The following is a 12,301-nucleotide window of genomic DNA, read 5'->3' as shown; positions in this document are numbered from 1 at the left end:
CGGGCATTCCCGACGGCGTCGGGAATGCCCGCTGACAACGCCATCCCGTCAAGGAGAACGAACCAGATGACGATCGAGGCATCGCCCGTCCTGCGCACCGACTACCAGAAGTCCGTGGCGGCGTACTGGAACGCCGAGCGCGACCCGGTGAACATCAAGCTCGGCGAGGTCGACGGGATCTACCACCACCACTACGGGGTGGGCGCGTACGACGAGTCGGTGCTGGCCGGCCCGGAGGAGACCCGCGACGCACGGGTGATCGCCGAACTGCACCGGTTGGAGAGCGCGCAGGCCACCATGCTGCTCGACCACCTCGGCCCGATCCGGCCGCAGGACCGCCTGCTCGACGGCGGGTCCGGCCGCGGCGGCACCAGCCTCATGGCCAACCGCAGGTTCGGCTGCCGCGTGGACGGCGTGACGATCTCGGAGAAGCAGGTCGAGTTCGCCAACGCCCAGGCCGCCAAGTGGGACGTGGCGGACCAGGTGCGGTTCCACTTCCGCAACATGCTCGACACCGGGTTCGAGACCGGCGGTTTCGCGGGCATCTGGACCAACGAGACCACGATGTACGTCGACCTGTTCGAGCTGTTCGGCGAGTTCTCCCGGCTGCTGGCGCACGGTGGCCGGTACGTGTGCATCACGGGCTGCTACAACGACGTCACCGGCGGCCGGTCCAAGGCCGTGAGCCAGATCGACGAGCGCTACACGTGCAGCGTCCACTCGCGCGGCGAGTACTTCAAGGCCCTGGCGGCGAACGGGTTGGTGCCGATGGAGGTGGTCGACCTGACGCCGCTCACCATCCCGTACTGGGAGCTGCGGGAGCGCTCGTCGGTCGCGACGGGGGTGGAGAAGTCGTTCCTCCAGGCCTACCGGGAGGGCAGCTTCCACTACCTGCTGATCGCCGCGGATCGGGTGCGATGACCACGCTGGACGGGCTCGCCGCGGCGCTGGCCGGGCCGACCGGGCTGGGCACGTCCGCGGCCCGGCTGGCCGCCGCGCTGACCGACCAGGCGCCGGGCACCGCATCGACCGACCCGGTGCCCGGCGTCGCACTGCCGAGCCCGCCGTCCGGCGTCGCACCGACCGACCCGCTGCCCGATCCCGCGTACGCGTGGCGGGAGTGGGGCGACGGGTCGGCGTCCCCCCTGTACGTCCCGGTGGCCGAGCGGACCGACGACCGGCTCGCCGACGAGGTCGACGACCTGCTGGTCCGGTGGGCCCGCGACTGCGGCTTCACCGACGACGAGCAGGAGCTGATGCGCAAGGCCGGGTTCGGGCGGCTGGCGGTGCTCGCGCACGTCGACACCGACGACCCGGAGCACCTGCTGATCGCGGCGAAGCTCAACGCCGCGTGGTGGGCCGCCGACGACCTGTACGCCGACGACAGCGGGATGGGCGCCACGCCGACGGAACTGCCGGCGAAGCTGTCGCTGGCGATGGCCGCGATGGACCAGGTCGCGCCCGTGGGCGAGTTCTCCGAGCCGTTGGCGGAGGCGCTGGAGTCCGACCGGGTGCTGGTGGCGCTGCGCACGGGCGTCGAGCACCTGGGGCGGCACGGCACACCGGCCCAGGTGCAGCGGGCGTGCTACGCCACGTTCGCGATGTTCGTCAGCTGGGACACCTACGCCGCGTGGCGGCACACCGGCGCGTACCCGCCGGCCTGGGAGTACCTCGCCACCCGGCAGCACGACAGCTTCTACACGTCGATGACGCTGGTGGACGCCGTCGGCGGCTACGAGCTGCCCGCCAACCTGTACTACGAGCCGCGGGTGCGCCGTGCGCTCATGCAGGCGGGCACCGCGTCGGTGCTGGTGAACGACCTGCACTCGGTGGCCAAGGACGCCGCCGACCCGAACCCGGTGTGCAACATGGTGCTCCAGATCGCCGCGGACCGTGGCTGTTCGACCGAGGAGGCGACCGAGGTCACCGTCGACCTGCACAACCAGCTCGTCCACGACTTCCAGGCGCTGCACGAGAGCCTGCTGCCGGTGCCGTCACCCGAACTCCAGCGCTTCCTGCGCGGCGTGCGGTCCTGGATGGGCGGCGGCTTCGAGTGGCACGCCACCAACCCCCGCTACCGCACCGCGTGACCCTTTGCTCCAGGTGCCCGGCCGGCGCGGCGCCGCACGCGTCGCGCCGGCCGGCCACCTGACACCGGCCTCCGTCGCCGTGCGCTCCTCGGCGAGCGACGCGCGGAACACCCCGATTTCCCGCTCGAACCACCACGAGGTGGTCGGTGGAACTCCGGTCCTAGAGCCCCAACCGCCGCCGGACCAGGGTGGCGGTGTGCACCGGTTCGGCGGCGCAACCGTGCCGGACCTGCGTGCGGCAGCTGAAGCCGTCCGCCACGACCGCCGTGTCACCGCCGGCGGACCGCACGGCCGGGAACAGGGTCTGCTCGCCCACCGCCATCGACACGTCGTAGTGGCCGCGTTCGAAGCCGAAGTTGCCCGCCAGCCCGCAGCACCCCTCCAGCACCGACGCGCTCACCCCGGTCTTGGCCAGCAGCTCCCGGTCGGCGTCGAACCCCAGCTCCGCGTACTGGTGGCAGTGCGGCTGCACCACCGCCCGACCGGTGCCCGCCACCGGCTCCAGCAGCGGCGACACGTGCTCGGCGAACGTGCGCACCGACTCGGCCAGCCGCACCACGTCCGGGTCGTCGCCGGCGACCTCCAACGCGTCGGAGCGCAGGAACGCCGTGCAGCTCGGCTCCAACCCCACCACCGGCACGCCGTCCCGCGTCCACGGCCGCAGCACGCGGGCCGTCCGCCTGACCACCCGCCGGGCGATGCCCAACTGGCCGGTGGAGAACCACGTCAGCCCGCAGCACACCGCCGACCTCGGCACCTCGACGCCCTGCCCGGCGTGACCGAGCACCGCCGCCGCGTCGAAACCGACACCCGGCTCGAAGTGGTTGGTGAACGTGTCGGGGAACAACAGCACCCGGTCACCGGCCGTCGTCCGACGCACGGCCGCACCGCGGGCGGAGGCCGCGAACCGCGACTGGAACGACCGCACCGGCGTCGGCAGCGGACGTTGCGGTGCCAGGCCGCCGAACCGCCCGAACCGGGCGGTGAGCCCGTTCACCAACCGCAGCCGCAACCACAGCGGCAGCCAGCCCATCGAGTAGTGCGCCGCCGGGCGCACCCGTCCCCGGTAGTGGTGGTGCAGGAACTCAGCCTTGTACGCGGCCATGTCCACGTCCACCGGGCAGTCGCGCTTGCACCCCTTGCAGCCCAGGCACAGGTCGAGCGCGTCCCGGACCTCCGCCGAACGCCACCCGCCGCGCACCACCTGCCCGCCGAGCATCTCGAACAGCAGCCGCGCCCGACCCCGGGTGGAGTGCTTCTCCTCCTTCGTCACCCGGTAGCTCGGGCACATCACCCCGCCGGCGGTGTTCAGGCACTTGCCCACGCCCACGCACCGCCGCGTCGCCGCCGCCAGGTCACCGCCGTCGGCGTGCAGCGCGAGCTTCGCCCTGGTCGGGATCACCGGGGGCGCGACCAGCACGCGCAGGTCCGCGTCCAGCTTCACCGGCGCCACGATCCGGCCCGGGTTCATCCGGTTGTCCGGGTCGAACGCCGCCTTGAACCTCCCGAACGCCTCGATCGCGGCCGGCGGGTACATCCGGGGCAGCAGCTCCGACCGCGCCTGCCCGTCGCCGTGCTCGCCGGACAGCGACCCGCCGTGCGCCACCACCAGGTCGGCCGCGTCGTGCAGGAACGACCGGTGCCCGCGCCGGAAGTCGAAGTCGATCCGCACGTGCACGCAGCCCTCGCCGTAGTGCCCGTAGGTGATGCCGCGCCGGCCGTGCCCGGCCAGCAGCGCGTCGAACTCGCGCAGGTAGGCGCCCAGCCGCTCGGGCGGCACGGCCGCGTCCTCCCACCCCGACCACGCCTCGCCACCGTCGGGCATCCGGGTCGCCAGACCCGCGCCGTCCTCACGCACCCGCCACAGCGCACGCTGCCGTCCCGGATCGGTCACCACCACCGAGTGAGGCGCGAGGGCGGCGGCCCGGTGCGCGACCGCGTCCTCGACCGCCTCCACGAACAGCCAGCTCCGACCGGGCGGCAGCAACCGCCGGGACTCGCCCGCCGCCCGGGCCAGCTCGGCGTTGAGGCCCTCGATCGTGAGCACGTCCAGTTCACGCAGACCGGGCGCCAGGTCGGCGGCGTCGTACGGGCCGTCGAAGCCGAGCACCGCCAGCACCCGGCGCGGTGGCGCCCGCACCAGCTCCACCGTCGCGCCGAGCACGGTCGCGCACGTGCCCTCCGAACCGACCAACGCCCTGGTCAGGTCCGGTAGCGCGTCCAACCGGTAGCCGGACACCCGCCGGTCGAGCGCGGGGAACCAGGACGGGTCGACCTCGGGCAGGTCCAGCGCCGGGGGAGTGCGGGTGTCGAACCGGCGGCCGTCGGCCAGCAGCACGTCGAGCGCGCGCACGTTGTCGCTGGTCTTGCCCCAGGCCACGGAGTGCGCGCCGCAGGCGTCGTTGCCGATCATGCCGCCGAGCGTGCAGCGGGAGTGGGTGGACGGGTCCGGCCCGAACACCAGCCCGTGCGGCCGGGCCGCGTCGTTGAGCCGGTCCAGCACCACGCCCGGCTGCACCACCGCGAGGCGCTCGACCGGGTCCACCGAGATCACCCGGTCGAGGTAGCGGGAGAAGTCGACCACCAGGCCGGCACCGGCCGAGTTGCCCGCGATCGACGTGCCCGCGCCCCGGTTGGTGATCGGCACGCCGTGCTCGACCGCCACCCCGACCGCCGCCACCACCGCGTCCACCGATCGCGGCCGCACCACGACCTCCGGCACGTGCCGGTAGTTCGAGGCGTCGACGGAGTAGAGGGCGCGGTGGGCGGGGTCGGCGAGCACGTCGCCGTCCACCTCGGCCCGGAGTCGTCCGATGAAACCGGTCATCGCCAGATTCTGGTCCACCCCCCGGCCAATGGTGGCGCACTTAGGGGTAGGAGATAGCCTCGCCCCGCATCAACCAGCAGCGATGGGAGCAAGCGTGTCGAGGTCCGTTCTGGTCACCGGCGGCAACCGGGGCATCGGTCTGGCGATCGCGCGGGCGTTCGCGGCGCAGGGCGACAAGGTGGCGGTGACGCACCGCGGGTCCGGCGCTCCCGAGGGCCTGCTCGGCGTCAAGTGCGACGTGACCAGCTCCGCCGAGGTCGACGCGGCGTTCACCGAGGTCGAGGCCGCGCACGGGCCGGTCGAGGTGGTCGTGGCCAACGCGGGCATCACCGACGACACGCTGCTGCTGCGGATGACCGACGAGCAGTTCACCCGCGTCCTGGACGCCAACCTGACCGGCGCGTTCCGGGTGGCGCAGCGCGCGTCCAAGGGCATGCTGCGCAAGCGCTACGGCCGGATCGTGTTCATCTCCTCCGTGGTCGGCCTCACCGGCGGCGCGGGCCAGGTCAACTACGCGGCCAGCAAGGCTGGCCTGGTGGGCGTGGCCCGGTCGATCGCCCGCGAACTCGGCACCCGCAACATCACCGCGAACGTCGTCGCGCCCGGCTTCGTCACCACCGACATGACCGACGCGCTGCCCGAGGACCGCAAGAAGCAGATCCTCGCGCAGGTGCCCTCGGGTCGTTACGGCACGACCGACGAGATCGCCGCCGCCGTCACGTTCCTGGCCTCCGACGCCGCCGCGTACATCACCGGCGCGGTGCTGCCGGTGGACGGCGGCCTCGGCATGGGCCACTGAGCCGCCAGACCAGCATCAAAGCCAACACTCTCGGAGGACGGGTTTCAGTGACGGGACTGCTCGAAGGCAAGCGGCTGCTGATCACCGGGGTGATCACGGACGCGTCGATCGCCTTCCACGTGGCCAAGGTCGCCCAGGAGCAGGGTGCCCAGGTCGTGCTCACCGGCTTCGGCCGGATGAGCCTCGTGGAGCGCATCGCCAAGCGCCTGCCGCAGGCCGCGCCGGTGGTCGAGCTCGACGTGCAGAACCAGGAGCACCTGGACACGCTGGCCGACCGGGTGCGCGAGCACGTGGACGGCTTGGACGGCGTCGTGCACGCGATCGGTTACGCGCCGCCGTCGTGCCTGGGCGCGCCGTTCATGGACGCGCCCTGGGAGGACGTGGCCACGGCCATGCACGTCTCGGCGTACTCCTACAAGGCGCTCGTCCAGGCGACCCTGCCGCTGATGGACCGCGGCGCGTCCGTGGTCGGCCTCGACTTCGACGCCCGCCAGGCGTGGCCGGCCTACAACTGGATGGGCGCGGCCAAGGCGGCGTTCGAGTCGATCAACCGCTACCTCGCCCGCGACCTCGGCCCCCGGGGCATCCGGGTCAACCTGGTGTCGGCCGGACCGGTGCGCACGATGGCCGCCAAGTCGATCCCCGGCTTCGCGGACCTGGAGGCCATGTGGGGCGAGAAGGCGCCGCTGGGCTGGGACGTCGACGACCCGACGCCGGTCGCCCGGTCGGTGTGCGGGCTGCTGTCCGACTGGTTCCCCGCCACCACCGGCTCGATGGTGTTCGTGGACGGCGGCGTGCACTTCCTGGGCCTGTAGCCCGGTAGCGCGCGGGACCGGGTCGGCGTGCGGTCGATCACGCCGACCCGGTTGTGCGCCGTCGGGGCACCGGCGCGAGGATGTCCGGGTGAGTTACGACGCGCTGCTCTGGCTGTCCTTCGGCGGACCGGAAGGACCCGAGGACGTCCGCCCCTTCCTGGAGAACGTGACCCGAGGTCGCGGCGTACCGCCCGAGCGGTTGGACGAGGTCGAGCGGCACTACCAGCACTTCGGCGGCGTGTCGCCGATCAACGCGCTCAACCGCGCCGCGATCGAGGCCGTGCGCGGCCTGGTCGACCTGCCGATCTACTTCGGCAACCGCAACTGGCACCCGATGGTCGAGGACGTGCTGGCCGAGATGAAGGCCGACGGCGTCGAGCGCGCCCTCGTCTTCCCGACCAGCGCCTACGGCGGCTACTCGGCGTGCCGGCAGTACGACGAGGACGTCCTGCGCGCCCGCGCGGCCGTCGAGGACGCGCCCGAGCTGGTCAAGCTGCGCCAGTTCTTCGACCACCCGCTGTTCGTGGAGTCGTTCGCCGACGCCGTGCGCGCGGCCGCGGACCGGTTGCCCGACGAGGACTTCCGGGTGGTGTTCACCGCGCACTCGGTGCCCGTGTCGGCGGACCGGGCGGCCGGACCGCCCGAGGACGGCGGCCACCTCTACTCCCGGCAGGTCGCCGAGGCGTCCCGGCTGGTCGCCGCGGCCGCGGGCGTGCCCGAGTTCGACGTGGTGTGGCAGTCGCGGTCCGGTCCGCCGCAGATCCCGTGGCTGGAGCCGGACATCGTGGACCACCTCGACGCCCTCTACGACAAGGGTGTGCGCAACGTGGTGGTGTGCCCGATCGGGTTCGTCAGCGATCACCTGGAAGTGGTGTGGGACCTCGACACCGAGGCCCGTGAGCGCGCCCAGGAGCTGGGCATGGGCTTCGCCCGCGCGGCCACGCCCAACGACGACCCCCGGTTCGCCCGGCTCGTGGCGGAGCTCGTCGCCGAGCACGTGGCCGACGCGCCCGCCCGCAAGCTGTCGGACTTCCCGATCGCCGGGTGCACCACCAACGGGGCGTTCTGCGCCACGCGGTGCTGCGAGCCCGCGAAACGGCCGGGTGCGGGCCGATGAGCGTGGACTTCAGCTGGTCGCCGCGGCCCGCGGACTGGCGTGACGCGTTGCGCATCGCCGTGCCGCTGTACCGGTGGGCGCCGTGGTTCGCCGCGGTGCTCGGCGTGCTGGGCGTCGTCGTGCTGGTGATGGGCATGACGTGGGCGGGCGTGTTCGGCGTCGTCCTCGCTGTGATCATCCTCGCACTGGTGCCGGTGGGCACCGCGGTGAACTTCCACAACCACCCGCTGGCGGCCAAGACGGTGACCGGAACGGCGGACGCGCACTCGCTGCGGATGTCCGTGGGCGAGGCCGCGCGCAGCGAGCTGAGCTGGGCCGAACTGCCGGGGTGGGTGGAGACGGCGCGCGGCTTCGTGCTCAAGACCGGCACCACCGCCTTGTACGCCGTGCCGCACCGGGCGTTCGCGGACGACGAGTCGGTCGAGAGGTTCCGCTCCCTGCTGGTGGAACACGTCGGCCCGGCCGCCTGAGTTGTCGCCGGGCCCGCGTACCCTCGGTAGGCGTGTCTTGTGCGAGTGCGACGCTGGTCGTGTGGACGTCAGCCTGGCTGCACGGTGCGGCCGCGGCCGACGACGTCCTCGACGCCCTGGGGTTCTGGGCCGAGCTGCACGAAGTGGTGGCCGATGACGACGGCACCGCGACCGCGCTCGACCTGCCCGGCCCCGACGAGGCCCCGGTGGGCCCCGCGCTGCTGCTGGCGTCGCTGCGCCGCGCGTCCGCGACCACGGCCCGGTTGGTGATCCCGGTGCCCGGCGACGTGCGCGGGCTGGGCGCCAACGGCCCGCTCGGGAAGTCCGCGTTGCGCGCCGGCGAGGCCGCCGTGCTGCCCGATGTGGGTGTGGGCCTGGTGCCGAAGCTGGTCGCCGACGGGGTGCTGCGGTGGACGGTGTTCGACCTGCCGAACGCGCCCGCGGGCGAGCACGTGCCGATCGGCGAGGCCGAGCACGGCCTGGCGTCGGCGATGCGCGAGGCGGCCACCGCGTTGGTGACCTTGGACGTGGCGCGGCACCGGCCGAACGTGCGGGCGGAGATCGCCGCGCTGGCCGCGGAGCACTCGGCGGTGGAGTGGCCCGCCGGGATGCCCGCCCGTTCCCTGCGCGTGCTCCAGCGTGCCGCCGAGGTCGCCGCGATCCTGACCGCGGCGGCGTCCGACGCGCCCGGTGCGGCGGTGTCGGCGACCGCGACGAGGGCGCGGGACGAGGCGTTGCGGCCGTTGTCCGAGGCCGTCCGGCGGGCGCGGCTCGCGGCCGTGGACGAAGCGGTCCGGGTGCTTTCGGATCAGGGGGCGGGCCGCCACTAGGCGGCAGCCGTCGTCGAATATTCGACAGGGATTCGACGTTCGCCGAACTGGTCATCAGGTCGATTGCGGCGGGTCGTGTCGAATATTCGACGACGACGTTACTCCCGAACCGTGCCGGTAATCGGCCGAACAGGTGAGCCTGGTCGGCCCCGTTTGCTACCCGAATCGATTCCGGCTCGACGCGAACAAGCAATCCCGTCGGTGATCGAAGTACGGAAACCGCAGGTCAGCGGGCCTCGCGCAGGGTACGTGCACGGGTATAGCGGCGGATTATGTCCAGGTCAACCCCTCGTCAACACGAGGTGTCGTGCGTTACCGTACGTCTGGGAGCGCTCCCAGGCAGCTGTTTCGGTCTCGCGTCGAATCCCGATTCGGCGAAATCGCTGGGAGCGCTCCCAGATGGCGGGTTGCTCGCAAGGAGGCGATGCATGAGTCTGCGCACGTTCGTACGTTCCCGGAAATTCACCGGGGCATTGGCGGTGACCTCGGTGGCGGCCCTGTCCGTGGCCGGGGTGGTGGCGTCGGGCGCCACCGCCAATGCGGCCCCCGGTTGCCGGGTGGCGTACCAGATCACGAACCAGTGGCAAGGCGGATTCGGCGCCAACGTCACGATCACCAATCTCGGTGACGCCATTTCCGGCGGTTGGACGCTGGAGTGGGACTTCGCCGCCGGCCAGAGGGTCCAGCAGGGGTGGAGCGGCACGTTCTCCCAGTCCGGGAGCCGCGTGACGGTCCGCAACCCCTCTTGGAGCGCCAACCTGGGCACCGGCGCGTCGGTGACGCCCGGGTTCAACGGCTCGTGGACCGGGTCCAACCCGGTGCCCACGCAGTTCCGGTTGAACGGCACGGTGTGCACGGGGTCGGTCGACACGACCACCACGACCACCACCACTACCACGTCGACCACCACGTCGACGACCACCACGACGACCACGACCGGCACCAACCCGGGTGGCCCCAAGGCCGACAACCCGTACGTGGGCGCCGGCGTGTACGTCAACCCGCAGTGGTCGGCCCGCGCCGCCGCCGAGCCCGGTGGCTCGCGGATCGCGAACCAGCCCACCGGTGTGTGGTTGGACCGGATCAGCGCGATCGCCGGCAACGGCTCGCCGACCACCGGTTTCATGGGTCTGGCGGACCACCTGAACGAGGCCGAGAAGCAGCGCGCGGCCCGTGCGGACGGTCAGCTGGTCTTCCAGTTCGTCGTCTACAACCTGCCCGGCCGCGACTGCGCCGCGCTGGCGTCCAACGGTGAGCTGAAGGCGGGCGAGATCGGTCGCTACAAGACCGAGTACATCGACGCGATCACGAACATCGTGTCCAAGCCGGAGTACTCGCGGCTGCGCATCGTCGCGGTCATCGAGATCGACTCGCTGCCGAACCTGGTGACGAACGTGTCGCCGCGGGCGACCGCCACGCCGAACTGCGACGTGATGAAGCAGAACGGCAACTACATCGAGGGCGTCTCGTACGCCGTCGGCAAGCTCGGCGCCATCTCCAACGTCTACAACTACATCGACTCCGGCCACCACGGCTGGATCGGTTGGGGTGACACCGTTCCGGAGTACGACAACTTCTACGCCTCGGCGAAGATGTTCGCGTCCATCCTGGGCAAGAACGGCGCCACCAAGGACAAGGTCCACGGCTTCATCACCAACACCGCGAACTACTCCGCGCTGGAGGAGCCGTACTGGACGGTCGACGACCTGGTCGGCGGCCGCCCGGTGAAGGAGAACGCCAAGTGGGTCGACTGGAACGACTTCAACGGTGAGCTGGGCTTCGCCACGGCGATGCGCAGCGAACTCGTCAAGCAGGGCTTCGACAGCGGCATCGGCATGCTGATCGACACCTCGCGCAACGGCTGGGGCGGCCCGAACCGGCCCACCGCGAAGTCGACCGCGACCACCGCGGACGCGTACGTGAACGAGTCGCGCATCGACCGCCGCCACCAGAAGGGCAACTGGTGCAACCAGGCCGGTGCCGGTCTGGGCGAGCGGCCGAAGGCCGCGCCGAAGCCGAGCATCGACGCCTACGTCTGGATCAAGCCGCCGGGTGAGTCCGACGGTGCGAGCAAGGCGATCCCGAACGACGAGGGCAAGGGCTTCGACGAGATGTGCGACCCGGCCTACGGCGGCAACGTCCGCAACGGCAACAACCTGTCGGGTGCCCTGGCCGACGCGCCGCTCTCGGGTCACTGGTTCTCGGCCCAGTTCCAGGAGCTCATGCGCAACGCCTACCCGGCGCTGTGATCACCGGTTGACCGGAAACCACAACTGAATGCTCCGCACACCGCAGGCGGCGTCCACTTCGGACGCCGCCTGCGGGCGGTTATTCGGTTGCGGGCGTCTCTAGCGTGGCACGGGTGGACGTCGACGAGATCACCGCGCGGTTGGCCCTGAGGTTCGGTCCGTCGGTCCGCGAGTGGTGCGCGGCCGTGCCCGACCGGGCGGCGCGGGCCGCGGCGCGCTGGGGACTGACCCTGGGCGACGTCATGCCGCCGGGCGCGTCCTCGGTGGTGGTGTCGTGCCGGCGTTCGGGGGACGGGGCGGCGGTGGCGCTGAAGCTGAGCCCGGACCCCGCTTTCCTGGCCGAGCAGACGGCGGCGCTGCGGCTGTTCGCCCCGTCCGGCCGGGTGCCCGCGGTGCTGGCCGAGGCGGATGGCGAGGTGCTGATGGAGGCCGTCCGGCCGGGCACGATGGCGGACGAGCTGCCGACCCCGCCGTCACCGGGGGAGTGGGCCGGGCTGGCGGCGGCGCTGCACACCGTGCCCGATCCGGGCGCGGGCTGGCGGGGCCTGCGCGACCGGTGCGAGGAGTTCTACACCAGGATCGGCCGCCGCCTGGCCGACCCGGCCGTGGCCGCGCACGTGTCCGAGGAGATGTGGACCAGGGCGCGGGAACGCTGCGGCGCCCTGCTCGACACCCAGCCCGCCGTGCTGCTGCACGGCGACCTCCACCTGGGCAACGTGCTCGACGGCGGTCCGGAGCGGGGACTGGTCGCGATCGACCCGCGGCCGTGCGTCGGCGACCCGTGCTTCGACCTCGTGGACTACGTCCTGGACGCGGCCGGCAACCAAGGCGTGGCCGACCGCGCCGAGCAGGTGGCCGAAGCCGCCGGCCTGGACCCCGACCGACTGCACGACTGGTGCCGAGCACTGGCCCCGGTGATCGCCGTCTCCCGCCTGGACGACCCCACCACCCTGACCGAACTACTCACCCTGTCCCGCTGACGCGTCCTTGCCGACACCAGCTCGCCGATGCCTGCCAGCTGACACTTGCTCGCCGACGCCGGTCTGCTGACGCCGTGCTCACTGGGCCGGTATCGGGCGGACTGCCCGGCCGCTCGATTCGTGC

General features: G+C 72.2%; 10 protein-coding genes. 9 read left to right on the top strand and 1 reads right to left on the bottom strand.

Annotated elements, in window-relative coordinates; all coding sequences use genetic code 11:
• The first annotated feature begins 66 nt into the window (after positions 1–66).
• Both ACYVLT_RS05635 and ACYVLT_RS05630 read left to right on the top strand, forming a co-directional pair.
• A complete protein-coding gene (locus tag ACYVLT_RS05635; protein WP_461119017.1) occupies positions 67–921 on the top strand; it encodes a geranyl diphosphate 2-C-methyltransferase in 855 nt (284 codons plus the stop codon).
• The gene (locus tag ACYVLT_RS05630; protein ID WP_461119016.1) at positions 918–2,090 is read left to right on the top strand and encodes a family 2 encapsulin nanocompartment cargo protein terpene cyclase; all 1,173 of its coding nucleotides are present in this window, start codon (positions 918–920) and stop codon (positions 2,088–2,090) included. The genes ACYVLT_RS05635 and ACYVLT_RS05630 overlap by 4 nt, the downstream gene beginning before the upstream one ends.
• Before the next feature lie 160 nt (positions 2,091–2,250).
• Here the strand turns inward: ACYVLT_RS05630 and ACYVLT_RS05625 are convergent, their stop codons facing one another.
• Complete coding sequence (locus ACYVLT_RS05625; RefSeq protein ID WP_461119015.1) at positions 2,251–4,917, bottom strand: FAD-binding and (Fe-S)-binding domain-containing protein; 2,667 nt, start codon at positions 4,915–4,917, stop codon at positions 2,251–2,253.
• Between the two features lie 94 nt (positions 4,918–5,011).
• On the opposite strand from ACYVLT_RS05625, the gene fabG reads away from it, so the two are divergent.
• From fabG to ACYVLT_RS05590, 7 genes are all read left to right on the top strand, one after another.
• Positions 5,012–5,716 carry a 3-oxoacyl-ACP reductase FabG gene (gene fabG / locus ACYVLT_RS05620; RefSeq protein WP_461119014.1) on the top strand — a complete coding sequence of 235 codons (705 nt, stop codon included), beginning with the start codon at positions 5,012–5,014 and terminating at the stop codon, positions 5,714–5,716.
• A 47-nt stretch (positions 5,717–5,763) separates the two neighbouring features.
• Positions 5,764–6,531, top strand: a complete 768-nt coding sequence (gene fabI, locus ACYVLT_RS05615) for an enoyl-ACP reductase FabI (protein WP_461119013.1) — start codon at positions 5,764–5,766, stop codon at positions 6,529–6,531.
• 88 nt (positions 6,532–6,619) lie between these two features.
• Positions 6,620–7,648, top strand: a complete 1,029-nt coding sequence (locus ACYVLT_RS05610) for a ferrochelatase (RefSeq protein ID WP_461119012.1) — start codon at positions 6,620–6,622, stop codon at positions 7,646–7,648.
• Positions 7,645–8,118, top strand: coding sequence for a YcxB family protein (locus ACYVLT_RS05605; RefSeq protein ID WP_461119011.1), 474 nt, complete (start codon positions 7,645–7,647; stop codon positions 8,116–8,118). The genes ACYVLT_RS05610 and ACYVLT_RS05605 overlap by 4 nt, the downstream gene beginning before the upstream one ends.
• 32 nt (positions 8,119–8,150) lie before the next feature.
• Positions 8,151–8,948, top strand: a complete 798-nt coding sequence (locus ACYVLT_RS05600) for a hypothetical protein (protein WP_461119010.1) — start codon at positions 8,151–8,153, stop codon at positions 8,946–8,948.
• A 428-nt stretch (positions 8,949–9,376) separates the two neighbouring features.
• On the top strand, positions 9,377–11,197 hold the full coding sequence (locus tag ACYVLT_RS05595) for a glycoside hydrolase family 6 protein (RefSeq protein WP_461119009.1): 1,821 nt from the start codon (positions 9,377–9,379) through the stop codon (positions 11,195–11,197).
• A gap of 113 nt (positions 11,198–11,310) precedes the next feature.
• Positions 11,311–12,177 (top strand): aminoglycoside phosphotransferase family protein, encoded by an 867-nt coding sequence (locus ACYVLT_RS05590; protein WP_461119008.1) that lies wholly within the window; start codon positions 11,311–11,313, stop codon positions 12,175–12,177.
• The last annotated feature ends 124 nt before the right edge of the window (positions 12,178–12,301 follow it).

Source organism: Saccharothrix stipae (genome assembly GCF_054781895.1).
This window is presented reverse-complemented; position numbering and strand designations above follow the sequence as displayed.

Bases quoted from the DNA above. Each gene is read 5' to 3' on its own strand.
- ACYVLT_RS05635 (WP_461119017.1), top strand. From the start codon at position 67: ATGACGATCGAGGCATCGCCCGTCCTGCGCACCGACTACCAGAAGTCC.
- ACYVLT_RS05630 (WP_461119016.1), top strand. From the start codon at position 918: ATGACCACGCTGGACGGGCTCGCCGCGGCGCTGGCCGGGCCGACCGGG.
- ACYVLT_RS05625 (WP_461119015.1), bottom strand. From the start codon at position 4,917: ATGACCGGTTTCATCGGACGACTCCGGGCCGAGGTGGACGGCGACGTG.
- ACYVLT_RS05605 (WP_461119011.1), top strand. From the start codon at position 7,645: ATGAGCGTGGACTTCAGCTGGTCGCCGCGGCCCGCGGACTGGCGTGAC.
- ACYVLT_RS05595 (WP_461119009.1), top strand. From the start codon at position 9,377: ATGAGTCTGCGCACGTTCGTACGTTCCCGGAAATTCACCGGGGCATTG.